The sequence below is a fragment of the Bifidobacterium thermophilum genome (assembly GCF_037482445.1).
Classification (GTDB): Bacteria; Actinomycetota; Actinomycetes; order Actinomycetales; family Bifidobacteriaceae; genus Bifidobacterium; species Bifidobacterium thermophilum_B.
In genome coordinates this window covers 412,318-437,749 of record NZ_JBBHLY010000003.1, presented here as the reverse complement: position 1 = coordinate 437,749, position 25,432 = coordinate 412,318, and the positions used below count along the sequence as shown (strand labels likewise).

Genomic DNA, 25,432 nt, shown 5'->3' with positions numbered 1-25,432 from the left:
TTGCGACCGGTAATCGTGTGAGGCCCGCAAGCATCGCGAATGCTTGCGGGCCTTATCATGTCCGCTCCCCTATAATGCCCTTCACGGATACCGGTGGATATCAGTGGATTGCACAGAATGGAGCGAACGCGAATGACCGTTGCCTTGACCATCATCGCCATACTGCTGCTGGTGTGGTGGCTGCTTCGTTTCCTGCCGGCGGATGCGGAGGCGCATATGCCGATGCCGTACAGCACCGCGCTTGACCGGCATCTGTGGGTGCCGGCGGTGATTGGCGCGGGCTGGTCGGCGGCGCTCGGCTGTTGGTGGGGTGCGGCGCTGTATGCGGTGCTGCTTGTTCTGGTGATTGCGGGCGAATCCCCGTATTATCGGCATCTGTTCGACAGGACTGCCGAAACCCCGCAGGCCACGGCGAACACCACGACCGGTGGAACCGGCCGTCCGGGAACCTCTGCCGACGGTGCCATCCGTGCGATGACGCTCAACTGCCGCTATGGGCGTGCCGATGCCGAGGACATCGTGCGGCTGGTCCGGGAACGGCATATTGACGTGCTCGCGCTTGAGGAGCTTACGGACACGCTTGTCGAGCGTCTCGCCGGTGAAGGCCTGGACACGCTGCTGCCCTACTGCCAGCAGGGCGCGCAGCATGCCGACGACAACGGCGGATTCAACGCGATCTGGTCGCGCACCGAGCCTGTCGGGCGTATCACCACGTTCCTGGATATCCATGCGGCGGATGTTCCCGCCATCACCATCGATGTAGACGGGCGCAACGCCAAGGGACGCGCGGGACGGACAGCGCATCGTATCACCTTCGCCGCCGCGCACACGAAATCACCGATGCGCGGATGCCGGGAATGGTCGTACGGCGTGCGCACGCTGAATGCCATCGCGACCAGTCCGGAGCCTGTGGTCGTGCTCGGGGACCTGAACGCCTGCCTCGACCACCGGTGCCTGCGTGATGTGCTGGCCGCCGGCGTGCATGACGCAAGCCTCGACGTCGCACATGGCCCGACCCTGACGTTCCCCTCCTGGACGCCGTGGCCGCGTATCGAGCTCGACCACGCGTTGGCGAACAGCGGCGTGGTCTTCCATTCGGCGCAAGCCGTCACCGTGCGCGACACCGATCATCGGGCGCTGCTCGTCACGCTCAGCGTGCGGTAATCGCCAGCCTTGCACAAACCGCCGGCGACACGCCGGAACATCGTGGGGTTTGCGCTATACTTGTTCAGTTATTCATGGGCGCGGAGCCCTCTCTTTCCGCGGTCGTGAGGAACACGTGGGTTCGGTTTCCGTGCCCCACACAGAAGCTGCAACCCGCATTATCAATACAAGGAGAGCCATTTTGGCAACCAAGATTCGTCTGAAGCGCATGGGCAAGAAGTTCTACGCGTTCTACCGCGTAGTGATCATGGATTCGCGCAACAAGCGCGACGGCCGCTCCATCGAGGAGATCGGCATCTATGATCCGAACAAGCAGCCTTCGCTCATCCAGATTGACTCCGAGCGCGCTCAGTACTGGCTGGGTGTCGGCGCACAGCCGTCCGAGCCTGTGCTCAAGCTGCTGAAGATCACCGGTGACTGGCAGAAGTTCAAGGGCATTGAGGGCGCCGAAGGCACCCTGAAGACCCCGGAAGCCGGTCCGGACGCCGCCGCTCGTGTCGAGGCCGCTGAAGCCCAGGCACAGAAGCTGAAGGCCGCCAAGTCTGAAGCTGAAGCCAAGGCCAAGGCTGAGGCCGAGGCCGCCGCCGAAGCCGAGAAGGCCGAGGAGACCGCTGAAGCTCCGGCTGAGGAAAAGGCTGAGTGACATGCTCGCCCAAGCTGTTGAACACCTCATCAAGAACATCGTGGATTTCCCGGACGACGTTTCGGTCAAATCGCACGAGAACGCGCGGGGCGAACTGCTGCGCGTGCGCGTGAATCCTGAGGACATCGGCCGTGTCATCGGTCGCAAGGGCCGTACGGCCAATGCGATCCGCACGGTCGTGCAGGCCATCGCCGACCACAAGGTGCGTGTCGACATCATGGATGTGCGCAGGTGAGCGAGAGCGTGGTGCATCAACAACACTCCGACGACCCTCAGCAGCTCGAACTGCTGAGGGTCTGTCGTATCGGCCGCGCCCAAGGGCTCAAAGGCGAAGTCACCGTGCAGGTGTTCACCGACGAGCCTGACTACCGGTTCGAACCGGGTTCCGTACTGTACACGCGCGACGGTGAGCAGGAGTTCGAGGTCGCGCACTCGCGGACCTTCAAGAACCGTTGGATTATCCATTTCGAAGGTGTCGACAACCGTGACGACGCCGAAGCGCTGAACGGCACCGTCCTGTACGGAGAGGCCGACGATCCGGAGGACATGCTCGAAGAGGACGCATGGTATCCGAAAGACCTCTTGGGGCTCGAAGCCCGGTTCGCCGACGGTAACGCGCTCGGCGCGCCCGCCGGACAGACGGTCGGCAAGGTCGTGGATGTCATCGAAGGCGCCCAATACCTGCTCAAGATCCGCCTCGCCAAGCCGGTGGACGGCGAAACCAGCACGCTGGTGCCGTTCATCGACCAGCTGGTACCGGATATCGACCTTGAGGACGGGTATTTGACGCTCGACCCGCCTGGAGGATTGATTCCCGGCTGGTGACACGCCCGGCATCTGCCGCGCGAAAACACGTGAGGGGTGTGCGTTCTGTTACGGAACGCACACCCCTCACGCTGTATTGCCGCGCGTATGGCGACCGGATGTCAGCCGAGGAAGCCGAACAGCATCGGCAACAGCACCGTCGAACTGTAGGTGTCGGACGATGAGCCCATGGACATGCGGATAATCACCGCAAGCACCATGCTGGCAATACTGATGATGATGCCGGCGGTCGCCAGACCGTCGCCGCGCTCTCCACTGGTCTTGATCTGGTTCTTCGCGATAATGCACAGGATCAGGCCGACAATCGAGATCAGGAACGACAAGATGAAGCCGACGACAGCCATCGTGTTCATCTTCGGTTTGACCGGGTACGGCGCATAATTGGTGGGAGCCGCGTTGTACGGCGCACCGTAGTTCGGTGTCGCGGCAGCGGGGCCGGGCTGGGCGTAGTACGGCTGCTGATTGTATTCGGCGCCGGGCTGATAGGCCGGCTGTGCGGCCGGCTGCTGAACCGGCTGTGCGGGGTAAGACTGCTGGGGCTGCGGCTGCGCATACCCTTGCGGCTGCGGTGCCGCCTGGGTAGGCAGCGGCGGCACCGGCTGGACTGTCGCAGACTGGGGCTGGGACTGGGCCGGCTGAGGCTGGTTCGCAGTGGGCTGTCCTTCACCTGATGCATCCCATGGGATCTGGCCGTTGGTCATCGTAATTGGGCTCCTTTGCGGACTGGGGATTTTCCGGCATCGCCGTCACGGCATCGATGCATGGCCACAAGGCGCAGGCGCCGACGGCACCATGCGCGACATGAACATCATGCACGATATGAACATCATGCGGGCTATTGCCATATTTCTCACTGTACCAGCGGTCGGCGTGGTATCGCCGGGTGTCGCCGTGCTCTGGGCGGGTAGAACGTTTGCCTTTTCGTTCCTTGGGACGGCGGGCCGGTACAGTGGTGGGCATGCAGATCGATATCGTTTCCGTGTTCCCCGAATACTTCGACGTGCTGAACCTGAGCCTGTTCGGCAAAGCGCAAAGCAAGGGGCTCGTCAGTGTCCACGCCCATAATCTGCGCGACTGGACGCATGACGTGCATCATTCCGTGGACGATACCCCGGTCGGCGGCGGCGCCGGCATGGTCATGAAACCGGAGGTCTGGGCGGAATGCCTTGACGATCTGCTCGGGCTCGAACCGCACGAGATGGGTTCCGGCACGGATTCCAGCCTCGAAGCGGCAGCCCCGTCCGAAGCCGATGAGGTGGCACCGGAGAACAAACTCGACGGCAACGATCCCGACGATACGGTAATGAATGCACAGCCCGAAAGCAATCCGCAGGTTCCTGTCCCGGACCCCGATACCGTGCTCATCTTCCCCAATCCCTCCGCTCCCCTGTTCACCCAACGTGATGCGACCGAATTGAGCCATGCCAAGCGACTGGTGTTCGGATGCGGGCGCTATGAGGGCTATGACGCGCGTATCCCCGCGTACTACCGGGCGCAAGGCGTGGATGTGCGCGAGTATTCGATCGGCGACTATGTGCTCAACGGCGGCGAAGTCGCGGTATCGGTGATGTTGGAGGCGATTACGCGCCTGCTGCCCGGATTCATGGGCAATCCGGAGTCCATCGTGGAAGAATCATATACGGGCTCCGAGGCGCTGCTCGAGCATCGGCAGTACACGCGGCCAGCGGTGTGGCGCGGCATGGGTGTGCCGGATGTGCTGCTTTCGGGCGATCACGGGAAGGTCGACCGCTTCCGCCGCGACGAGGCGCTCGCCCGGACCGACGCGATTCGGCCTGATCTCATCGAACAGCTGGATTGCGCGCAGCTGAGCAAGGCCGACCGCAAGACGCTGATGGCGCTCGGCTGGGAGGTTTCGGCCGAGCATCCGCGGCGGTTGAAGCGGGAGTAGGCGGCCTGGCGGCAGGCGCGGCTGGACGGTCGGGCAACTGGACTGCGACGGATGGGCGACAGGACGGCGGGGCTGCCGGACGACGGGGCGGCGGCTGCATCGTCCCCCGCATGCTGAGGTCCGGGAGTTCTGCATATTCCCCGCGCACTCGTGTACCCGGATAGGGGATTTGTTGTGTGCGCCCCTCACACCCCTCGCACAGGTACCGGCGGATAGTCCGACATCTACGACATACCGAGCCGCCCACCGTACAATCACCGCGAGATACACGGCCTTCTTGCACAACATTGCGCAGATATCAAGGCGTACCAGCCATCCTGCGAACACCACCCAACAGCAACCGCGAGATAGACGTTCATCGGCGGGTACCCAGAACACCAAACCAACAACAAACCTGCACCCCCCCACCCAACCGCACAACCGCCGCAAAATACCGCTACAATCCACGCTTCCTGCTGACGCGCTATCACAGGAACCCAAAATTATCACCGCAACAACAAGAGCCTGCCGGAATCGCTCCCGACAGGCTCCAGACTACAGGGGTCAGTCATGCACGCACGTCACAGGCCGCGCACCTGGACCTGCTCATCCAACGGCATGTGCTCGCGCGGGCCGGCAGGCGCGGTGACCTCGCCGAACGGCATCTGCGCGACCAGCTTCCAGCTCTCGGGAATACCGAAGGCTTCACGGACCGCGTCATCGATCAGTGGGTTGTAATGCTGCAGGTTCGCGCCAATGCCCGCCTCGGCGAGCGCCGACCAGACGGCGAACTGGAGCATGCCGTTCGCCTGCTGCGCCCACACCGGGAAGTTCGCCGTATACGAGGGGAACTGTTCCTGCAGGCCCGTGGTGACGGTCGTCTCATCGAAATACAGCACGGTACCGTGCGCGGCGTCGAAACCGGCGATCTTCTGCTCGGTGGCGGCGAACGCGGCATCGTCCTTGACCACGGCGCGCAGAGCGTCGTGCACGATCGCCCACAGACGGTGGTGCTCCGCGCCGAACAGCACGACAGCGCGCTGCGGCTGGGAGTTGAAAGCGCTGGGGACTTCGCCGGCGACCGAGCGGATGAGATCGACGATCTCGGAATCGGGCAGCGCGGCCGTGTCAGACAGCGCGTACTGCGAGCGGCGGGCGGAAATCGCGGAAACAAGTGCGGACATGGTGCCTCCCAAATGCTGGATAATTACTTTACGGATGTTCCGATTATTCGGTTCAGTGGGTCTGCTGTCGAGGATGGATGGCGTGCCCGGTTGTGACGGAAGCTTCCATCTGTCCTGCTGATTTCACGCTACAGGCAGGAACGGTTCGACACCCGTGTTTTCTCTGACGGAATACTGTGGGCGAAGTCACATGTGTGCCAGCGGCCGGGGCGCGGGTAGAGTGGTCGGTATGCGCGTGATTGCAGGACGATTCAAAGGCATGGCCTTGGCCACGCCGAAGCCGGGGACCCGGCCGACCACCGACCGTACCAAAGAGGCGGTGTTCTCCCATCTTGACTCGTGGGATTTGGTGCATGGAGCCAATGTGCTGGACTTGTTCGCCGGTACGGGAGCGCTCGGCATTGAAGCGCTGTCGCGCGGGGCGCAATCGCTGGTGGCTGTGGAGTCCGCCGGACCCGCCGCAGCGCTGATCAACGGTACGCTCGCCCGGCTCAAGCGTTCCAAGGCGTGGCGGCCGGAATTGTCTGCGCGGGTGATGCGACGGCGTGCCGAGGCGTTCGTCGATACGTATCATGGCGCACCGTTTGATTTGGTGTTCATCGACCCGCCGTACGCGTATGCGACCGAGGAATGCAACGCGCTGTTGGATGCGCTCGCGCGGGGTGCGGCGACCGGGTCGGACACCATGATCGTGGTCGAGCGGTCTGTGCGGTCTGATGCGCTCACTCCCCCGGCGGGATGGCATGAGGCTGACGCGCGTACGTACGGCGAAACCGCGGTCGTCTATCTTGAGCCTCTTGGACCCGAAACGCAGGATTCCGACACGCAGAATCTCGGCGCACAGAACCCTGACGCCACGCACGCCGACGCCTAGTGCGTCGCATCACCGAGCCGGTCTTCTGCTTCTGCCGACGCTCACTGCCCGCACAGCGTCGGCAGAAGCAGAGGGATGCCTCAGCTGCTGATGAGGTGGGATTCGTTGCCTCGGGTGAAATCAAGCACCGCGCCGGCAAGCTGAACCTCATGTTCCAAGCCCGGATCGCCTGCAAGCACCTGTTCGGCGCGGGAGCGGGCATCCGCGATCATCTTCGCATCCTTGACCACACGCAACAACCTGAGGCCTGATTTTCCGCCGGATTGTGCGTCACCCAGCACATCACCGGCACCGCGCAGCTCGAGATCCGCCTGCGCGATTTCGGCGCCGTCAAGCGATCCCTGAATCACAGCCAGCCGCTGTTCGGCGATACTGCCCGGTTCGGCCCGGGACACAAGGAAGGCCCACGAATCCGTGCCACCGCGCCCGACACGCCCGCGCAGCTGATGCAGCTGCGACAAACCGAACCGGTCCGCATCAAAAATCACAATGCAACTGGCCTGCGGAACGTCCACGCCCACTTCGATCACCGTGGTCGCCACGAGGACCGGCGTAACGCCGGCCGCGAAATCAGCCATCACCTGCTGCTTGGTCGCATCATCGTCACGCCCGGTCAATGTCGCGAACCGTACGCCCTGGAACTGCGGAAGCGCTTCAAGCCGCGCGGCGATCTCGCTGACCGCATGCAGCGGGGGCTTGGGCTGGGCGGATGACGACCCGCCGGAGCCTTCCCCCGAGCCGGAGCCATCGTCTGGCTCATCAAACAGTTCGACATCCTGACCGGCCTGCTCGGCGCTTTCGTCCTCGTCGATGCGCGCGCAGACGATGTACGCGCGCTCCCCCGCGTCAATCCTGTGGCGGATATGCCGGAACATATTCGCCATCGTCGGGCCATCGGCCTCGGGAATCACAAAAGTGCGGATCGGCTTGCGGCCGCCCGGCAGCTCCGTCAGCCATGACATGTCGAGGCTGCCGAACCATGTCATCGCGGCCGTGCGGGGAATCGGCGTGGCCGTCATGACCAGCAGATGAGGGATTCTCTCACCGCGCTGGAGCAAGGTCTCGCGCTGCTCGACACCGAACCGGTGCTGCTCGTCGATGACCGCGAGCGCCAGGTTCGGCGCCTGGAAGGTCCGCGAAAACGCCGCATGCGTGGCGATGATGATGCCGGGCTCGCCGCTCGCCGCCGCAGCGAGCGCCTTGCGACGGGCCGCGAGCTTCATGCCGCCGGTGACCAATGTGACCGGAATGTCAAGTCCGGCTTTGGATACCATGCCGCCGACGGTTTCGGCGTGCTGCTCGGCGAGCACCTGCGTGGGGGCGACAAGCACCGCCTGATAGCCCGACCCGACGGCCTGCAACATCGCGGCGAGCGCGACCACGGTCTTGCCGGAGCCGACTTCGCCTTGCAACAGGCGCTGCATCGGGTAGTCGCGGCCCATATCTTTGACAATATCGCCGATGACGCTGGCCTGCCCATCGGTCAGGGTGAACGGGAGCGAATCGATGAAGGTCTCGCGCATGCCGCCGTCCGGGCAGGGGAAAGTCTCGGCCTTGCGCGCCTGCTCTCGTTCCTGCAATACGGCGGTCTGCGAGACGAACGCCTCCTCGTAGCGCAAGGTGTGCAGGGCTTTTCGGAACCCGTCCACCGAATCAGGCTCGTGGATGGCGAGGAAGGCTTCGGCGCGATGCATCAGGCCGCATGACTCGCGCACGTGTTCAGGCAGGATGTCGGGGATGGCACGACGTAAAGCGGGAGTAAGGGTTTGCGGGGATGGCATAATGCCTTCGGAGGTCGTTGGGATTGCGGCAGTGGACGTGGATACCGCAGACTGTGAGACCGGCGGTTCGGCATCGTTCTCGCTGGCTCCGGCGGCGAGCGCGTGGAGTACGGTCACAATCGAATCATGGATATGCTCGCTGGAGATGCGGGAATTGGCGTGGTAGACCGGACGCGGGCGGCAGACGCGCCGCAATGCGTCATCAAGACTGTCGGCATCGAACCGCAGGCCATGGCCGGATTCCTGCGCGGCGGCCGGGGATGGCGGGACAGTAAGCACTTCGGGGTGGGTGAATTGCGGCATGCCATCGTATTCACTGGGGGTTCCGCACACCACAAGCGTGACGCCGGCGTGCAGACGGGCGCTCAGCCAGTTGACGTACTGCTGCTTGTAGGAGAAAAACACGAGCGCGGTGACGGAACCGGCAACACGGCGTTCGGCGGCGAACGCGGAATCATCGACCATGGCCTGGACCCTGTAGCCGCGGCGGGCGTTCATCGGCATCACACGCACATCGCGTACGACACCGGCGAAGGCCATCGGCTCGCCGAGTCGCCCCTCGCGTACCGCACGCAGCGGCACCGGATCGGTGACACGGAAGGGGTAATACGTGAGGGCGTCTGCGCACGTGACCATGCCGAGGCCTTTCAGCGCACTGACCCGACGGCGGTTGGTCAGCAGCGTGGCGAGCGGGGTGGTCAGTGAAACTGTCATACCTCTTATTGTCCCACATCCGGTTCAGCGGTGGATGGTGCAGTGAAACCACCAGTCGTGTCACGCTGCGGTCGCACCACGGGCGGATACCGCCGACTTCTCCGGGCAATCCCGCGACAATCCCGGCGTTGTGCGACTGTCCAGTCTCACGACGCCGAGATACCGCCGGCGACCGACCGGAAACCGGCGGAACCTCACCGCCGTGTCACTCCTCGGTCGCACCGCAATCAAATATCTTCACGTTGCCAGACGAAATCATCCAAACCTCTCCGCCGTGAGACAACGTAGTCACACGACGGCCAGATATCTCCCGCCGCTCGCCAGAAACCGCCAGAACCACACCGCCGTGCGACAGCACAGTCACACCGCAGGCGGATACCGTCATGCCGCCGGTCAAAACCGGCGATAACTCACCACCATGGCACGCACCAGTCACACCACGGGCGGATACCCCAACGCCGCCGGAAAAGCAAAGACCCCGGAGACGTAAGCTCCGGGGTCTTGGTTCTTCATTCGCGATTCACGCGGCCACACGCTGAACCTTGCCAGCCTTGAGGCATTTCACGCACACGCGCAGACGGACATTCTGACCGTCAATCGTAGTGCGGACCGGCTGCAGGTTCGGGCGGAAGGTGCGCTTATTGCGGATATGCGAATGCGACACGGTGAAACCGGTTTGCGGTCCCTTGCCGCACACTGCGCAACGAGCTGCCATGATGGACTCCCTATACATTTCTTTGACTTGCAAGTCGTGTCTGCCCGACCTCCGCATATGCGTCCGCCGAACACACAACTACACTAGAATACAACCAAATCCAGCCGAGCGCAAACCTGCGTGCCGCAATCGCCGATAACGGCGATATCCCGGCATTTTCAGGCAACATGTCTAACTTCAGCCTCCGCAAAATCCACGGGAATCCCGATACAATGTGTACACACAGTCTGTGTGTGTACAGCCGAGACAACGTCTGCGACGACGACGTTGTCTCGCACACGGACCACATACGGATAGGTCAGGAGGTTGTATGCTTCACGATATCCTCAATGCGCACGAGCCCGAGCACGGCACGAAATCGGTGATTTCGCTCGGCCAGGTCTGGGTCGACATCATGATGGGGATGGGCGAGCTGCCGGAACCGGGCGGATTCGCCGTCGCCGATACGGTGCATCCGTCGGTCGGGGGAAGCTTCCGCGTGCTGCAGGCAGCCGCGCGTTCGGGATCGCCGGCAAAACATGCAGGCATCGTCGGTACCGGCCTATGGTCCTCGGTCATCCGTGATGAATTCGATGCGAACGGCATCCAGCATATCGGCGGAGACCGGCTTGACGCGGATTCCGGGTTCCGGCTGGTCCTCAACGACGGATCACACAAGACCTTCATCGCGACATACGGGGCCGAGGCACAGGGCGACGAGCACACCTTCGAGGCGATCGATCCCGAACCGGGCGACATCGTCCATATCAGCGGCAACACGCTGATGGACCATTCGGCCGCCGGGATCGAGGGATTCCTGCACCGTGCCGGCGGCGACCCGAAGCAACGCCCGTATACGATTGTGCTGAACCCCACGAATTCCCTGCATCTGGTCAGCGACCACCTCATCGAAGACACGGTACTGTGCCGGCCGACATGGTCATGCAATCGACAGGAAGCCAACACGCTCGCCGAACGGCTCGGCATCCCGCCCACCGACGATTCCAAGCTGACCATCGGCGGCGGTTTCGATGATGCCATGACTGAACTGTGCAACGCGCTCGGCGCCACACTGCGCGCCCCGCTGGTGTTGCGTGCCGGCGCACGGGGAGCGTGGGTCCGCATGCCAGGCAGCGATGTGGTCCATGTGGAGGGTTTCCCGGTCAAGTCGACGCACACGCGTTCCGCCGGCTCATGCCATACGGGCGTGATGTGCGCGATGCTCGCCCAGGGCTGGTCCTTGTTCGATGCGGTGCGGATCGCCAACGCGGCCGCCTCGATTGCCATCAGCAACAACCAGGCCGGGGTGCCCGACTGTCCGCCGATCGAGGACGCGTTCGCGCTCATCAAACGGCATGAGGAGGGTGACGGCGAGGCCGCCGAGGTGTAACCCGGCTCGTCACAAGCGTCACGGGAGGGTGGGGGCGTCCGGCCGCCGAATCGCCCTACCCTCCCGTATCTGCATCCATATGCGTGGCACCCCATAGATTGTCGTTCCGCACCGTCGATGTTGCGTGCCGATTCCGCAGGTATGGAAGCCCCGGAGGCCCCAACGCGATGCCGCCGTCGATACGCGAATCGCAAAATCGGCGGAATCATGCGGATTTCGCGCACATGCCCGATTGCCCGGCAGTCACGAATCGATGGTTTCCGCTCCGCACCGCAAGAATCAGCAGGCGAAACCGCGACTATGGAGGCCGCGAACGGTCCCGGGGAGGCATGAAGCGCATCTGCCATAACGAGGACCCGCGGAATATCAAGGATGTTCGGCGTCATCCGTCCCCACCGGACCCACCCGGCCTCGGTTACCGTTCCATACGATCAGCATTGCCGGGCGAAATCGCAGTCATGGACTCCCGTCACGCCGCAATACCGGCATCCTGACACCCCGGCACCGCCCACGCCGCCCGCACCACCACCCGTCGAAAAATCACCCAGTGTTCATGGACCGTTCACCGGTTCCATCCCGCCCGTTGTCCGCACGACCATACCCTTACGGTAGATAGACGGGAGCATCCATGACCGATATTCTTGGCACCGCCGGGCAGCACACCGATCCGGCGGCAGCACGCATACCAGCGGTGACAACAGGGCGGGCCACCGGAACCGACCGCCATCTCAACCGCCGCGAAAAGCAGTGGATTATGTACGATGTCGGCAATTCCGCATTCGTCCTGCTATCCACAGCAGTCATCCCCATTTATGCCAACTCCCTGCTCAAGGCCGCCGGCGAATCGAACATCGTGTCGACCTGGGGGTACATGCAGACCATCGCATCCCTCATCATCGCGCTGCTCATGCCGATTCTGGGCTCCATCGCTGACGTGCAGGGCATGAAGATCAGGTTCTTCATCGGCTTCTTCGGCACCGGCGTCCTCGCCTGCTGCGCGATGGCGCTGCCCCTGGGCTGGGTCGCGTTCCTCGCGGTATGCATGCTCGCCACTATCGGCCTCAACGGTTCACTCACCTTCTACGATTCCATGCTCATCGACACCACCACCAATGAGCGCATGGACCAGGTCTCCTCGCACGGCTACGGATGGGGGTATGTCGGCTCCACCATCCCGTTCATCGCCTGCATCGCGCTGATTTTCGCCGGCCCGTCGGCGTTCGGCTGGAGCACGGGCGCCTGTACGCGCGCCAGCTTCATCGTCACCGCCCTGTGGTGGGTCGCGTTCACGATCCCGCTGATCAGCAGTTACCGGCAGACCCATTACCGCGAAACCGCCGACCATATGCGTGATGCCGTGCGCGGCACCTTCACCGAGCTGGGACACACGTTCCACGAGATCTCACACAACAAGCCGCTGTGGATGTTCATGATCGCGTTCTTCTTTTATATTGACGCCGTCAACACGGTCATTTCGATGAGCACCTCGTACGGCACCCAGCTCGGCATCGATTCCACGCAGCTGGTGCTCGCCCTGCTGGTCACGCAATTCGTCGCCTTCCCGTGCGCCATCGCCTACGGGCGGCTCGCCAAGCGGTTCGGCTGCAAGCCGATGATCATTGCCGCGGTCATCGCCTACCTCGGCATCGTCTGTTTCGCCGCGTTCTTCCTGCGTTCGGCCACGGAATTCTGGATTCTCGCGATTCTGGTCGGCATGTTCCAAGGCGGCATCCAGGCACTCAGCCGTTCGTATTACGGCAAGATCATCCCCAAGTCGCATGCCAACGAATACTACGGGTTCTACGATATCTTCGGCAAGACCGCAAGCATTCTCGGCACGTTCATCGTCGCGGCGACCACGTCAATCACCGGCAATCCGTCGCTCGGCGTCCTGTCGATCGGCCTGCTGCTCGCCGTGGCGCTCGTATTCCTCATTTTGCAGCGCGACCCGGCTGCCGCAAGCGAAACCGCGGCATAACGCGCGTCCATACCACCGTTTGACAGATTCACGGATTTGGCTGTCTAACCGGCTGCCTCTTCGGAGCCCGAATGCTTCGATGAGACAGCCGGTTTCCCATAATTACAGCACCTTTTCCAACATTCGTTCGCATCTGGAATCGGCTATGTTCCAACGTTCCCGCGCCATCACTACCGAATCTGCATGACTTTGACTACCGGATTTGCATAACTCCCGTCAAATACGCGACATCGAACCCCACCGGCCACCTGCACCCAGACACGTTTCCGCCTAGTTTCAGCTTCAAGCGTGTCGTGTTACGATGCGGCATCATAGGTAACGAAGAAAGCCTAGGGTGAAACCATGGATACAGCAGCTACCAGCAACGACACCACTGACATCGACATTACCGACGCCGCCATAAGCGGCATCACGACCGCGGAAGGCACCACCTACGACGCCGACGCGAAAGCCGCCGCAGCGGCGGTCAGCGAGGACGCGACAGAACAGCTGCGCGACCCCCGCGACGCGACAATATCCCACATGCCGCTGCCGTTCAGCGGCCCCGCGCGTATCGAGCATGATTCCCTCGGCGAAATGCCGGTCCCGGCGAACGTATACTGGGGCATCAACGTGCAGCGCGCCATCCAGAACTTCCCCGTGTCCGACACGCCCATCAGCCGCCATCCCGAGCTCATCGCCGGGTACGCACAAGTCAAGCGCGCGTGCGTGGACGCCAACGAGGAGCTGGGCCTGATCGACCCGATGCGCGCCGAACTCATCCGCCAGGCATGCCGCGACGTCGAAGCCGGCGAGCTCGCCGACCAGTTCCCCGTGGATGTGCGCCAGGGCGGTGCAGGTACCTCGACGAATATGAACATGAACGAGGTCATCGCCAACCGTGCGCTCGAACTCGCCGGCCACCAGCGCGGTGACTACGGGTATATCCACCCGAACGACCACGTGAACAAGTCGCAGTCCACCAACGACACCTACCCGGCTGCCTGCCGTCTTGCCCTGATCACCGCGCTCAAGCCGATGATCGAGGAATGCCGTCTACTCGCCCGCGCCTTCCACAAGCTCGCCGACAAGCACATCAACGACGTGACCATCGGACGTACGCAGCTGCAGGACGCGGTCCCGATGACCTACGGCCAGGAGTTCCACGCGTTCGCCTCGTATTTCAAGGCCGACAAGGCGTCCCTCGACAAGCTGGAGCCCGAGCTCGCGGTCATGAATCTGGGTGGTACCGCCATCGGCACCGGCATCTGCGCGGATATCCGCTTCCGTAAGTCCGCTATCGAGCATCTCGGTGAGATCACCGGTTATCCGGTGACCGCCGCGCCGGATCCGATCGCCGCGACCAGCGATATGAGCGCGTTCGTCAACACGTCATCCGCGCTGAAGAACCTCGCCGTGCACCTGAAGAAGGCGGCGGACGACCTGCGTCTGCTCAACTCCGGCCCGCGCTGCGGATTCAACGACATCAACGTACCCCCGCGCCAGGCCGGCTCCAGCATCATGCCGGGCAAGGTGAACCCGGTGATTCCCGAGTGCGTCGACCAGTGCTGCTTCACCGTGTTCGGCATGGACACGACCGTCAACTGGGCGTGCGCCGAAGGCCAGCTGCAACTCAACGCCTTCGAGCCGGTCGCCGTGCACACGCTGCTCGAAGGCATCCGCCTGCTGGGCAACGCGATGCGCACCTTCCGCCTCAACTGCGTGGACGGCATCACCGTCAACCTCGAGCAGGGCCGCCAATTCGCGGCGGAATCGCCGTCCATCTCCGCCTCGCTCAACAGCGAGATCGGCTATGAGCGAGCCGCGGCCATCGCCAAGGAGGCGCTGCGCACCAAGCGTACGGTCCGCAAAGTCGCCGGCGAGCGCACCGACATGCCAGCGGGCCGTCTCGACCAGCTGCTCGACCCGATCACGCTGTCGCGTCGCTTGGGTCAGACCTGCCGTGAGCAGGGAGGCAAGCAGGCCTGACCTGACTCGTGTTTTCCACCGGATTCCTAGTATTCCCGGCTCGCCGATGAAGCCCCTGCCGCAAGCGTATTGCTGCGGCAGGGGCTTCATTGCCGCTGTTGGCGTCCAACGGCGGTTAGACTGGAATACGTTTGCCGCACGCCGGCGTGCGCGCGGATTGATGACGGTGTGATACAGGGAGGCATGGCGTGCAGGTGCTGGGGTTCGTGGAACGGTTGTTCCTCACATGGGCGTTGTACAGCTGCATCGGCTGGATTTGGGAGACCGGGCTGGCGGTTGTCGTCCGGCATCGGTTCGTGGACCGTGGCGTGCTGATCGGCCCGCTGTGCCCGATCTACGGGTTCGGTGCACTGCTGGTGCTGTTCCTGCTGCATGATGTGAACAATCCGGTCGCCCTGTTCCTCAGCAGCGGCGTGGTGGCGTGCACGCTGGAATACATCTCCTCGTATGTCATCGAGAAGCTCCACCATGTCAGGCTGTGGGATTATACGGACAAGCCGTTCAACATCAATGGCCGCGTGTACCTCAACGGGTTCATCGCCTTCGGTGCGGGGGCGACGCTGGTCAAACTGTTCGTCCAGCCGTGGTTCATGGGGATCATCGGCCGGTGGTCGCCGACCGTACTCGGCGTGGTGTCGGCGGTCATCGCGGTGCCGCTTGCCGTCGACGCGTCACTGACCGCCGCATCCTCGTGGAGCTTCGACACCCGGCTCAAGCGCATCAGCGAGGATATCAACAGGCTCCATGCCGGGCAGGTCGCGAATCTTGACGACCGGGTGGTCGCGGCGAGCGAACGGTTCGAGGAACGCAGGCAGGCCCTGCTTGACTCCCATGTCTCCCATACGCTCAACTGGCAGCAGCGCAGGCTGATGCAGGCGTTCCCCAGCATGCGTTCCGTCCGTGACAGTGCCATCGTCGACCAGCTGCGCGAACGCATGGAGTCCCTGCGGTCACGGCACGGCAAGTCCAGCGGGCAGGACGACTAGCGCCGCGTCCGTTGCGCCCCATGGCGAGCAACGGTGCCGCGTGGCGGTCCCGCCAACGTCAATCAATGATGCAAGAATGATGTCTGCCGCCTGCGGCCGGATGCCGCGCGTATCAGACATGATGAGGAAAGGAAGCCACACATGCCACGACCGCGTCGAGACTCGGAGATCCTTCCCGCCAAGGAACGCATGGAGAACGCGTTCTGGGAACTGTTGACGTCCCGCGACTACCGCAAGATCACCGTCACCGATATCGTGCATGAGGCCGACGTCAACCGCAACTCGTTCTACTATCATTTCAGCGGCCTGCCCGAACTCGCCGACGCGGCGATTCTTCACATGGTGGAGAACACCCCGGTGTCATTGCCCCGGCCGAACGCCAATCCGGAAACGGCCTGGCGTACCAATATCGCCAAGCTTCTGCAATCGCCGGAACAGCGGGAGCGTCTTGACCGCCTCGCGCTGGTCACCGGACCGCACGGGTCGCCTGACCTGATGGCCTCGCTGCGTGATTTCTCACGGATGAACCTGATGAGTATCCTGCAGATTGATGCGGAGCATCTTGACTTACAGACCGATCTCATGCTGGAATTCGCCATCGGCGGCATGCTGGCCATTTTGCGGCGGTGGCCCGACCTAGCCAACCATATCGAGACGGAAGACCTGCTGAACGATGACGCGGCGGCGTTGGCGATGAGCATGTATCTGAGCCTGTCGAAGACCGACATGCTCGGGTATTGGAAGCGGGTGTTCAACCCGACGGTGGCGCCGCGCATCCAGTGACCGCAAGCCGGGAGCGGTGCCCGGCGCACGCGGCGCCATCCGGCTTAGGCTCGGCCATACGGCGAGGATTTGAGCATGCCGACCCGGCCGATGCCGCCAGGATCAGCGCAGGGAGTCAATGACCAGCTGGGGCACTTGCGGCAGGTTGCGCCATGCCGCCGCCGGAAGCGCGGCAAGCACGCCGGCGACCAAGCGGCGTGTCTCCCGGTCCGTTTGCCGTGCCGCCGCGACGATACCGGGCACCGCGGTCGTCCAGTTCTCCGCGAGCTCGCCGAAACTGCGGTATCCCGGTGCCGAGAAAATCGTGTACAGCTGGTCGATGACCCGCTGCCGGTCGGCAGGCTCGATGCCAAGCATCCACGCGTTCACCGTGCTGCCGACGAATCGTGCCGTCGCGGACAGCCCGGACGCCGTGACGAATTCACCATGGTCCACCTGCCATGACATGCCCAGATGCTGCATGATGCCCACGGCGTCGGCTTCGACCACCTGATAGGGCAGACGGTCGTCCATGAGCATGCCCACCACGGATGACGCCGGAACGGTTTTCGAGATGCGGGAGGCCATCGCATCGAACGCCGCGGCCTGCAGACGCCGAGGGAACCCCGGGCCGTCGTGGGAGAAGACGCGGACAATCCGCGTCGCATACGTGTCCGCGGCTTGTGCGCCCCTTCCGCCGTCCGCGGGACTGCCTGCCGTGGCGGTGATCGCGGGAAGCTGCGTATCCCCGGACTCATCGGCACGCCGCTGCATACGACGCAGCTCGCGGTCGGCTGCGCGGACCGCGGCATACACCGCCATATTGCCGCCTTTGGAATGTCCTCCGACCATAAGGCTCGGGGCCTCGCCACCGGGCACGCCCGCGGACCGGTCCAGTACCGAGGCCACGTACTCCGCCGCGGCATCCTGGGATGGCACCGGGCAGCGGAACGCCATATTGAAATCCTCTTTCCATCCGAGCAGCGTGCCGTCAGTGCCCCGGAATGCGACGTACAGGAGCCCGCCGGGACCGTAGGACGTCCGGATGCCCGCGCAGTCGCTCAGATCAAAGGTCATCGCCGCGAATTGCTGTTCACGGCCGGCATCGTCACGCCGGGCGTACTCCCCGACGCGCATGCCGCGGAATCGTGGGCTCTCGGCGACGGCGACCAGCAGATCGAGCCGGGTGCTGTTGACCTGCTGGGAGTCGGAGGCGAACATCGAGGGGAAATCCTCCGCACGCAGCAACGCGCCGACCGGCACGGTGTCCACCGATCGGGCCACCGCGAACACCGGCACGACAATCGGCAGCCTGATGTATGACAGTTCGCTGAGCACCAACGAGTCGACCGCGGTGAATGGATGCTCGGTAAACGACCGGAAATCGGTGCGCACATAATCAACGATGTTGCCCATACCTCTATCGTAGGCGCGGGCAGGGCGGCGCCAGTGCAGCGACTCCGATCCGGCGATGCACTGCTGGCATTCACCCGGCAATACGGCAATACGGCGATTCTGTGCGAATCGTCGGCAAACGCCCGGCTGCCCGCGGCATCATGGCGCATGATACTGGAACGGGCCTGGGCATGCCGGCGAAGGCGGCGTACGGTAAGCCGGCACGGCCTGTCCGCACACCGGGCATGATGGGACACCGGAGAATCGGCCCGGAAAAATCGAAGGAATCGGAGGAATCGTGAGCGTTGTCGAGTATGTCATCGCGTGGCTCGGAGCCAACGCAGGCAAACTGATCTGGCTGGCCGCCGTGTTTGTCGCGGCATTCGTCATCTCGAAACTGGTCAGTCGGGCGTTGCGCACGCTGCTTGACCGTTCGCAGGTGCCGAGCGCCTCGATCTTCATCAATCTGGCGCGCGTGCTGATCTGGACCATCGCCGTGGCGATGGTGCTGCAGCCGGTGTTCGGCATCAATCCGACCACGCTGGTCACCGCGCTTGGTGTAGGAGGCGTCGCGATTTCGCTCGGCATGAAGGACACTATCGCGAATGTCATCGGCGGGTTCGGGCTGATGCTCGGCAAGGTGGTCCAGCCCGGCGACCTGGTCACAGTCGCCGGTACGACGGGCGTGGTCAAGGACATCACGTGGCGGCACACGGTGGTCAAGGCGCGCAGCGGTGACGAAATCGTCATCCCGAATTCCGTGCTCAACACGTCGTCGCTTGAACGGGTGACCGAGGCGAGCGAGGGGTGCACCACCGTGCCGTTCACCCTGAAATCCGGGACCGATCTGGATGCCGCTTCGATGCGCATCATCGCGGCGGTAGGCAAGGCGACCGCACAGTATGCGGCCGACGGGAATCCGCCGCTCGTGAAGTTCACCGGCTTCTCGCCGTACGGTGTCGAGGGCGAGATCATGGTGTTCGCCAAACCGGGCGTGTTCTCGTCCACGGTCCGCGATGCGGCCGTCCGGTCCCTGGCCGGGGCGGACTTCCTCGAGCAGCGTGCCGCGACCGGCGAGTGACCGATTGCAGCCTGCAGGCCATCATCCCGGTGCGTGACGCCACGGACCCTGATACGTGATATATGCATTGTTCGGCCGGTCAGGGGCGGGTATCGCCTCTGACCGGCCGAACGCATACCAGAGTACTGTTCAGGCGACCAACATACCGAGCAGGTGGAATGTCTGCCACACCATCATGCCCGTGCCGTCGCCACCGACATCGAACGAGCCTTCGGAGGGGATGCTGGACGACAGCAGCGACCCGAGTGTCATCAGCACGCCGAGGATGATGAACACGATCATGCCCGGGTTGCCGAACGCGGTTTTCGCCCCCGTGCCCGATGGCAGTTCCTCAGGGGCGTCGAAGAACACGAAGTTGCGACGCTCCCGCACCAGGATCACGATGCCGGCGATGAACAGCCCCAGCATGACCACAATGTAGCCGGCCATGATGATCACGCCGCCCAGCTGGTCCTCGACCGCCCGGAGCACCGCGTCCGGCCCGCCTTGGTCCACGGTGCGCTGGAAGGCATCGGTATCGACCCGCGTAGTGGCCCACATGGAGATAATGCCGCCGTTGAGATTCACCAGCGCGTGCATGAGCATCGTGTACCACAGCTTCGACGTGCGCACATAGATGTAGCCGAGGATCAGGCCAAGGCCGAACGCGTAGACGAACTGGCGGATATTGCCGTGGAACAGGCCGAAGCACAGGGCGGACACCACGATCGCGGTCTTCTCGCCGTATTTGCGGGTCCTGCTGATGATTTCCTTGCGGAAGATCCACTCCTCGAAAATCGGTGCGCACACGCACGTGAGCAGGAACAGGGAGAGGTAATCGGTGTGCTCCAGCGCCGATTCGAGTGTGTCCGTGCCGCCTTTGGAGAACGGGGCGGCGATAAGGTTGCCGATGATCGAGCCGATTGCCATCACCGGGACCGTGGCGATCAACAGCTTGATGAAGGTGACGGCGGGCATGTCAAGCCGTCTGGTCGCCAGCCTCGGCACATTGCGGAACACAAGCAGGGACACCGGCATGCCGACCGCATACAGCGGCACGTTGCTCAGCAGCAGAAGCAGGCCCGTGGGGATGCTCTCGCTCTTGGAGAAAGCCAGCAGGACACCGATGGTCACCGCCAACGCGCCGACCAGCCAGATGCCGATCATGAGCAGCAACGCCCAGCCGACCAACGAATAGTCATGCTTCGCGGCCTGGACGCGACGCTTCTGCTCCCACCAGGCCTGCCATTGCCCGGGAAGCGTCTGGATGAACTGTGCCGGCGGGAAGATCTGCGGCAGATACGGCGGATACGGCGGATGCTGCTGGAATTGCGGACCAGCGTAGCCGGGGATTTGAGGCTGGGCGATGGGCCGCGGATACGGCGGATATTGTTGCGTCGGTTGCGCCGGCTGCGGCGGAATCACCGGCTGTTGGAATTGCTGCTGCGGCGGCACGGCACCGGGCATCGGCGGAGCCACCTGCTGCGGCTGGCCTTGGAATGCCTGTGGATAGGGCGAGGCCGGCATGTGCGGCAACGGCGGGACCGCACCCGCCGGCATGGTGTTCGCGGGCATGGTGTTCGCTGGCTCCGGGAATACGGGCTGCGGTTGGGTGGCATATGGCGCCTGTTGCGACGTACCGTACCACGCAGGCTGCGGTGGCATGTACGGGTTCACCGGGGCGGCAGGCTGCGGCTGCGCTGCCTGCGGCCATGCCGTCTGCTGCGGCTGCGTTGCCTGCTGCGAGTGCGGGGGCTGGTTCGCGCCCGTCTGCTGCGGCATGCCTTCAGCCTGCGATGCCGGGGCATCCGCCTCAGGCGGGACATACGGAACGTCCGTTTGCCCGGAAAGCCGGGTATCGTCGTTGTCCTGTCGTCTCTCCCGGTCGGGCGGCAAGGAGCTCTGGGGTGCCTCGCCGTCATGGCGGCTCTGGTCGTCCTGCATATGCTCATCATCAAACCACGTCATCGGCACCCCTTGTCGTTGTTGTCGTTCTCGTCGTTGCATTGTATTCGTTGGCATTCATCGGCTCATGCGCAATACTCGCCGTCTTCGGAAGCACTACTGCACGTCCATCGTACCAAGATGGCCCCAACAGGCAAACGATGCACCATGATTGTGGATAACTTTCCAGACCGTGTGGAATCACTGCCGAAATACGGCGGGCCGACGGGTTTCCGGCATGTCCGGAAGCCCATCGGCCCGCATATGGATTCGTCGCGACCCGCTGATGCGTCAGTGCTTGAGCACCCCGTCGATCAGCTGGGAGATCAGCTCGCCGTAAGGCAATCCGGTCGCGGCCCAGGCCTTGGGGTACATGGAGATCGGTGTGAATCCGGGCATGGTGTTGATTTCGTTGACCATCACCGAACCGTCCTTGGTCACGAAGGTGTCCACGCGGCTCAGGCCTGCGCCATCAACCGCCTTGAACGCCTTGATCGCGGTGCTGCGCACCAGTTCCAGCGTCTCCTGCGGGAGCTTGGCCGGCACCTCGACGTGGGAGGCCTGCGCATCCATGTATTTGCTGTCGAAATCGTAGAACTGGTCCTCGCCGTCATCGCGACGGTCAAGCACGATTTCGCCCGGCCAGCTGGCACGCGGCTGCCCGCCGGCCTTGGGGGCGAACACCGCGCATTCGATCTCGCGGGCGTCGATGCCCTGCTCGACCAGCACTTTCCAGTCGTGGTGCGAAGCTTCGAACACTGCGGCGGCCAGTTCGGCGGCATCGCCCTCATGCTCGACCTTCGTCACGCCGAAGCTCGATCCGGCGCGGGACGGCTTGACGAACAGCGGGTATGCGAGCCCCGCCCCCCGCACCTGGGCGAGCAGCGATTCACCTTGCGCCGCGAACCCGTCCGCGGCATCGAAATCACGCGTGTCGAGCGTAATACCCGGAGCCGTGGCGATGCCGGCGGCGTTGAGCAGCACCTTCGTGAAATGCTTGTCCATGCAGGCGGCGGACGCGAACACGCCGCAGCCCACGTACGGCACGCCCATCATCTCAAGCAGGCCCTGGACCGTGCCGTCCTCGCCGTACGGGCCGTGCAGCACCGGGAACACCGCATCGATGGTGCCCAGGGAGGTCAGCGTCCCGTCCTGTTCGCGGGCGAAGAAGCCGTTCGCGCCGAGGGCGGGGTCAAGCACCACATCGCGCGTGCCGGCACCGGCCTCGACGACCGGCAGCACGCCGCCATCCAGTGAGAAAGTACGCGGGTCTCTCCCGCCGACCAGCCACTTGCCGTCCTTGGTGATACCCACCGGAACCGGCTCGAAACGCCCGGTATCCAGCGCATTGAGCATGCCGGCGGTCGAGATGCAGGAAATCGAATGCTCGTCGGCCTTGCCGCCGTACAGCACCATGATGCGTTGCTTCGTCATAATCATCCTTTGCTTTGTGGGCTGTTCCCCGCCATCGCGCGGGCAGCCCGGTTCTCACCTTGACTTCGAATCGGTCTTATGGACGGCGGATCGCTCCGCGTTCTCCCGCCGCAACCATAACGCGAGCCATGGCTCTGCAGCCGCAAGCGGGCACGAATCGCCGGAAATCTTTACGGGGTCACTCCTCGGTGATGTCGCCGCCGAACAGCTCGGCAAGCATGTCGGCGCAGGAGATGCCCTTGTCCAGCACGTCACTCATGGCGCTGGCGAGCGGGGTCGGCACGCCGAGCTGACGGCCGAGCGCCACCACCGCATCCGTGGTCGGGACGCCTTCGGCGACGCCGTTGCTCGCCTTCGTGGCTTCCTCCACGCTCAGGCCCTTGCCCAGGTTCGCGCCGAAGGTGTAGTTGCGGCTCAGCGGGGATCCACAAGTGGCGACCAGATCACCCACACCGGCCAGTCCGGCGAAGGTCTTCGGGTCCGCGCCCGCAGCCTTGCCGAGCGCCGTCAATTCCGCCAGACCGCGCGTCTCGATCATCGCGGCCGTGTTCTCCCCGTAGCCGGCGCCGCGAGCCATGCCGACGGCGAGCGCGACCACGTTCTTGAGCGACCCGCACATTTCCAGGCCGATGACATCTGTGGTGACGAAGGGCTTGAAATACTTGGTTTCGCAGGCTTTCGCGACCGTACGCGCGTTGGCGATATCCGTGCAGCCGACAACGGTGGCCGCCGGTTGGCGGTCGGCGACCTGCTTGCTCAGGTTCGGTCCGGAAATCGCGACGAAACGCTCCTCGGGCAGGTCCAGGGATTCGCGCACCACCTGGTCCATGCGCTTGCCGGTGTTGCGTTCGATGCCCTTCATCAGGGAGACGACGAGCGCGGTGGAGGGGATCAGGTCCTTGAATTCGGCGAGCGCGACGCGGGCGAACTGTGCGGCGATCGCGACGACGATGATATCCGCGTGCGCCACGGCCTGTGCGCGGTCGCCGGTGGCGTCCACGGCCGCCGGCAGCCGGTCGACGCTGGGCAGGCGGTACGAGTTGCGGTGGTGCTCATGGATGTCCGTGACGATTTCCGGTTCGATCGCCCACATGGTCACGGTGTTGCCCGCGTCGGCGAGAACCTGGCCGAATGCGGTCCCCCAGGCCCCTGCTCCCAGGACGGTGATGTTTGTCATATCAATCTCCTTGCAGGCGTTGTGTGACGCCTGAATCTGTGGTTGCGACGGTTGGTTGCCGTGTTGCCCGCCGAAATCCCTGCCGGTGTCGCGGCAGGTTCCGTATTGCCGGGCTTTATGGTACTCGCCCCGGCCTATGCGCGTGTGCTGGCTGTGGCGGGTGTGACGGTCGCGATGAACGGCTGATCGCCGTCCTCGCGGCGGAACGATATGTCCGGGCGCGGCTTGCGGCTCATGGTGCGGTAATCCCAGTAGCCTTCGGCGGGTGGCTGTTCGCCGCGGATTTCGGCCATGAGTTCCTCCATGCGGGCGCGCACGCGGTCGGCGAGCTCCTGGGCGAGGTCCACCGGCGGCTCGTCGCCCCACGTATCCTGGGTGGCGAGCAGGTCGGAATAGTCCAGCCGCTCGTCGTAAGCCATGACCACGTTCTTGCGCGGCCACGGCCAGAACTGGTTGATGCTCGCCGCACCCCACGTGACCGAGCAGTACAGCGGAATCTGGCAGCCGAGCCTGCGCGAGGCCTCGAGCGCGATGTATCCGACGCCGGATTTCATGCTCATCGGCCATTTCTGCGGGTCGCGGGTGAGCGTACCTTCCGGCCAGATGGTCAGCGGGCGGCCGGAGGTGAGAATGCTGATGGATTCCGCCTCGATGGCCTTCGCCTTGCCCGACCGCCGCGGGACCGGCTGCATGCCGACAGTCTGGAACCATTTGCCGATGACCGGCCAGTGCGCCATCTCCGCCTTGGCCATGAAGCGCGGGCGGCGGCCCAAGTGAAACAGGCTCATCATCGGGACGAATACGTCGTACATGGTCACGTGCGAGGCGGCGGTGATGAACGGGCCGGTTTCCGGGACATGCTCCAGACCCCACGCATACACTTTGCTGCGCTGGCTGAGCACGACGGATACGCCTTTGAGCAGGCGGGCGGTGGCTTTCGGGTTCTGCGCGTTGATTTCCGCCTCGTTCGGGGTGCGCGGGCCGGTCGGGTATTCCTTGGTCGGATCGACCAGATAGTGGCGCTGCGCGAGTGTTGCGACCTGTTCGTCACTCAGCGGCTTGACCGCGCTGCGCGGCGATGGTTTGCCTTTCGAAGTCATACCACCATTGTGCCGCAACCGCCGGCCAAGGCGGGGCTGTCTTTGCCTGCTTCCGCACCAGTGGAATCGATGGCCGATCGGCACAGTGCGGAAAGGATACCGGAGAGACCGGCGGCGCCACGGGGGAAGCCGGACCAAGAGAACCGCGGAATTCCGCGGATGATGGAACCGACTGCATCGCGTGAGTCCCTCCTGGCAGCGTATGGCGCCCCTGTCCGCCTCCATACCCGGGCAGTCAACCACCGAAAGCGATTGCGTGGAAAGGATACCGAAGGAATGGTGATGCCATCCGGGCGAGCGCCCCAAGAGAACCGCGGAATTCCGCGGATTGTGAAATCGGCGGTTCTGGTGTATCGACGCCCGGCCGGCCAGACCGCTCCACACCTGCAACATCGGCAGCCGAAACCATTCGTGCGGAAAGGATACCGAAGGAATGGTGACGGAAACCGGCGAACGCCACCCTCCGCGAAC

The 25,432-nt window shown here is 63.8% G+C and carries 21 protein-coding genes; 12 read left to right on the top strand and 9 right to left on the bottom strand.

The genetic code is table 11. The annotated features are described in order from the left end of the window. Positions 1-132 precede the first annotated feature (132 nt). The 4 genes from WD012_RS04465 to rimM all read left to right on the top strand — a co-directional run bounded on the left by WD012_RS04465 (position 133) and on the right by rimM (position 2,632). The gene (locus WD012_RS04465; RefSeq protein ID WP_339562558.1) at positions 133-1,164 is read left to right on the top strand and encodes an endonuclease/exonuclease/phosphatase family protein; all 1,032 of its coding nucleotides are present in this window, start codon (positions 133-135) and stop codon (positions 1,162-1,164) included. 181 nt (positions 1,165-1,345) lie between these two features. Further along, positions 1,346-1,807: a 30S ribosomal protein S16 gene (gene rpsP, locus WD012_RS04460; protein ID WP_033493826.1), complete on the top strand. Its 462-nt coding sequence runs from the start codon at positions 1,346-1,348 to the stop codon at positions 1,805-1,807. A 1-nt stretch (position 1,808) separates the two neighbouring features. Beyond that, positions 1,809-2,042, top strand: coding sequence for an RNA-binding protein (locus tag WD012_RS04455; protein ID WP_015449829.1), 234 nt, complete (start codon positions 1,809-1,811; stop codon positions 2,040-2,042). A gap of 8 nt (positions 2,043-2,050) precedes the next feature. After that, positions 2,051-2,632 (top strand): ribosome maturation factor RimM, encoded by a 582-nt coding sequence (rimM, locus tag WD012_RS04450; protein ID WP_339562622.1) that lies wholly within the window; start codon positions 2,051-2,053, stop codon positions 2,630-2,632. Positions 2,633-2,733: 101 nt separating this feature from the next. Here the strand turns inward: rimM and WD012_RS04445 are convergent, their stop codons facing one another. Further along, positions 2,734-3,333, bottom strand: coding sequence for a DUF4190 domain-containing protein (locus WD012_RS04445; protein WP_339562557.1), 600 nt, complete (start codon positions 3,331-3,333; stop codon positions 2,734-2,736). Positions 3,334-3,590: 257 nt separating this feature from the next. Between WD012_RS04445 and trmD the strand changes: the two genes are divergently transcribed. After that, complete coding sequence (trmD, locus tag WD012_RS04440) at positions 3,591-4,541, top strand: tRNA (guanosine(37)-N1)-methyltransferase TrmD (RefSeq protein WP_339562556.1); 951 nt, start codon at positions 3,591-3,593, stop codon at positions 4,539-4,541. Positions 4,542-5,101: 560 nt separating this feature from the next. Here trmD and WD012_RS04435 read toward each other — a convergent pair. After that, positions 5,102-5,704 carry a nitroreductase family protein gene (locus tag WD012_RS04435; protein ID WP_339562555.1) on the bottom strand — a complete coding sequence of 201 codons (603 nt, stop codon included), beginning with the start codon at positions 5,702-5,704 and terminating at the stop codon, positions 5,102-5,104. 229 nt (positions 5,705-5,933) lie between these two features. Here WD012_RS04435 and rsmD point away from each other — a divergent pair, with 229 nt between their 5' ends. Next, positions 5,934-6,578, top strand: a complete 645-nt coding sequence (gene rsmD / locus WD012_RS04430; protein ID WP_339562554.1) for a 16S rRNA (guanine(966)-N(2))-methyltransferase RsmD — start codon at positions 5,934-5,936, stop codon at positions 6,576-6,578. 80 nt (positions 6,579-6,658) lie between these two features. On the opposite strand, the gene WD012_RS04425 is transcribed toward rsmD, so the two are convergent. Both WD012_RS04425 and rpmB read right to left on the bottom strand, forming a co-directional pair. Then, positions 6,659-9,073: an ATP-dependent DNA helicase RecG gene (locus WD012_RS04425; RefSeq protein WP_339562553.1), complete on the bottom strand. Its 2,415-nt coding sequence runs from the start codon at positions 9,071-9,073 to the stop codon at positions 6,659-6,661. Positions 9,074-9,593: 520 nt separating this feature from the next. Beyond that, positions 9,594-9,788 carry a 50S ribosomal protein L28 gene (gene rpmB, locus WD012_RS04420; protein ID WP_026503384.1) on the bottom strand — a complete coding sequence of 65 codons (195 nt, stop codon included), beginning with the start codon at positions 9,786-9,788 and terminating at the stop codon, positions 9,594-9,596. Positions 9,789-10,098: 310 nt separating this feature from the next. Between rpmB and WD012_RS04415 the strand changes: the two genes are divergently transcribed. From WD012_RS04415 to WD012_RS04395, 5 genes are all read left to right on the top strand, one after another. Next, a complete protein-coding gene (locus tag WD012_RS04415; protein ID WP_339562552.1) occupies positions 10,099-11,157 on the top strand; it encodes a PfkB family carbohydrate kinase in 1,059 nt (352 codons plus the stop codon). A 754-nt stretch (positions 11,158-11,911) separates the two neighbouring features. Then, on the top strand, positions 11,912-13,135 hold the full coding sequence (locus WD012_RS04410; protein ID WP_339562621.1) for an MFS transporter: 1,224 nt from the start codon (positions 11,912-11,914) through the stop codon (positions 13,133-13,135). 522 nt (positions 13,136-13,657) lie between these two features. Then, positions 13,658-15,103, top strand: a complete 1,446-nt coding sequence (locus WD012_RS04405) for an aspartate ammonia-lyase (RefSeq protein WP_339562620.1) — start codon at positions 13,658-13,660, stop codon at positions 15,101-15,103. Between the two features lie 188 nt (positions 15,104-15,291). Next, a complete protein-coding gene (locus WD012_RS04400) occupies positions 15,292-16,089 on the top strand; it encodes a putative ABC transporter permease (protein WP_339562551.1) in 798 nt (265 codons plus the stop codon). A 141-nt stretch (positions 16,090-16,230) separates the two neighbouring features. Beyond that, the gene (locus WD012_RS04395; RefSeq protein ID WP_339562550.1) at positions 16,231-16,872 is read left to right on the top strand and encodes a TetR/AcrR family transcriptional regulator; all 642 of its coding nucleotides are present in this window, start codon (positions 16,231-16,233) and stop codon (positions 16,870-16,872) included. A gap of 102 nt (positions 16,873-16,974) precedes the next feature. On the opposite strand, the gene WD012_RS04390 is transcribed toward WD012_RS04395, so the two are convergent. After that, positions 16,975-18,267, bottom strand: a complete 1,293-nt coding sequence (locus WD012_RS04390; protein WP_339562549.1) for an Mbeg1-like protein — start codon at positions 18,265-18,267, stop codon at positions 16,975-16,977. A gap of 274 nt (positions 18,268-18,541) precedes the next feature. Here WD012_RS04390 and WD012_RS04385 point away from each other — a divergent pair, with 274 nt between their 5' ends. After that, entirely contained in the window at positions 18,542-19,327 is a 786-nt protein-coding gene (locus tag WD012_RS04385) for a mechanosensitive ion channel family protein (protein WP_422614361.1), read from the top strand. A 129-nt stretch (positions 19,328-19,456) separates the two neighbouring features. Here the strand turns inward: WD012_RS04385 and WD012_RS04380 are convergent, their stop codons facing one another. From WD012_RS04380 to WD012_RS04365, 4 genes are all read right to left on the bottom strand, one after another. Beyond that, positions 19,457-21,274, bottom strand: a complete 1,818-nt coding sequence (locus WD012_RS04380) for a CPBP family glutamic-type intramembrane protease (protein ID WP_339562547.1) — start codon at positions 21,272-21,274, stop codon at positions 19,457-19,459. 267 nt (positions 21,275-21,541) lie between these two features. After that, on the bottom strand, positions 21,542-22,684 hold the full coding sequence (locus tag WD012_RS04375) for a D-alanine--D-alanine ligase family protein (protein WP_339562546.1): 1,143 nt from the start codon (positions 22,682-22,684) through the stop codon (positions 21,542-21,544). A 178-nt stretch (positions 22,685-22,862) separates the two neighbouring features. After that, on the bottom strand, positions 22,863-23,861 hold the full coding sequence (locus WD012_RS04370; protein ID WP_339562545.1) for an NAD(P)H-dependent glycerol-3-phosphate dehydrogenase: 999 nt from the start codon (positions 23,859-23,861) through the stop codon (positions 22,863-22,865). A 134-nt stretch (positions 23,862-23,995) separates the two neighbouring features. Further along, entirely contained in the window at positions 23,996-24,961 is a 966-nt protein-coding gene (locus WD012_RS04365) for a lysophospholipid acyltransferase family protein (RefSeq protein WP_339562544.1), read from the bottom strand. Between the last annotated feature and the right edge of the window lie 471 nt (positions 24,962-25,432).

Coding starts and splice junctions, on each gene's coding strand:
- WD012_RS04465 (WP_339562558.1), top strand. CDS start 133: ATGACCGTTGCCTTGACCATCATCGCCATACTGCTGCTGGTGTGGTGG.
- WD012_RS04455 (WP_015449829.1), top strand. CDS start 1,809: ATGCTCGCCCAAGCTGTTGAACACCTCATCAAGAACATCGTGGATTTC.
- WD012_RS04445 (WP_339562557.1), bottom strand. CDS start 3,333: ATGACCAACGGCCAGATCCCATGGGATGCATCAGGTGAAGGACAGCCC.
- trmD (WP_339562556.1), top strand. CDS start 3,591: ATGCAGATCGATATCGTTTCCGTGTTCCCCGAATACTTCGACGTGCTG.
- WD012_RS04435 (WP_339562555.1), bottom strand. CDS start 5,704: ATGTCCGCACTTGTTTCCGCGATTTCCGCCCGCCGCTCGCAGTACGCG.
- rsmD (WP_339562554.1), top strand. CDS start 5,934: ATGCGCGTGATTGCAGGACGATTCAAAGGCATGGCCTTGGCCACGCCG.
- WD012_RS04425 (WP_339562553.1), bottom strand. CDS start 9,073: ATGACAGTTTCACTGACCACCCCGCTCGCCACGCTGCTGACCAACCGC.
- rpmB (WP_026503384.1), bottom strand. CDS start 9,788: ATGGCAGCTCGTTGCGCAGTGTGCGGCAAGGGACCGCAAACCGGTTTC.
- WD012_RS04415 (WP_339562552.1), top strand. CDS start 10,099: ATGCTTCACGATATCCTCAATGCGCACGAGCCCGAGCACGGCACGAAA.
- WD012_RS04410 (WP_339562621.1), top strand. CDS start 11,912: ATGTACGATGTCGGCAATTCCGCATTCGTCCTGCTATCCACAGCAGTC.
- WD012_RS04405 (WP_339562620.1), top strand. CDS start 13,658: ATGCCGCTGCCGTTCAGCGGCCCCGCGCGTATCGAGCATGATTCCCTC.
- WD012_RS04395 (WP_339562550.1), top strand. CDS start 16,231: ATGCCACGACCGCGTCGAGACTCGGAGATCCTTCCCGCCAAGGAACGC.
- WD012_RS04390 (WP_339562549.1), bottom strand. CDS start 18,267: ATGGGCAACATCGTTGATTATGTGCGCACCGATTTCCGGTCGTTTACC.
- WD012_RS04380 (WP_339562547.1), bottom strand. CDS start 21,274: ATGACGTGGTTTGATGATGAGCATATGCAGGACGACCAGAGCCGCCAT.
- WD012_RS04375 (WP_339562546.1), bottom strand. CDS start 22,684: ATGACGAAGCAACGCATCATGGTGCTGTACGGCGGCAAGGCCGACGAG.
- WD012_RS04370 (WP_339562545.1), bottom strand. CDS start 23,861: ATGACAAACATCACCGTCCTGGGAGCAGGGGCCTGGGGGACCGCATTC.
- WD012_RS04365 (WP_339562544.1), bottom strand. CDS start 24,961: ATGACTTCGAAAGGCAAACCATCGCCGCGCAGCGCGGTCAAGCCGCTG.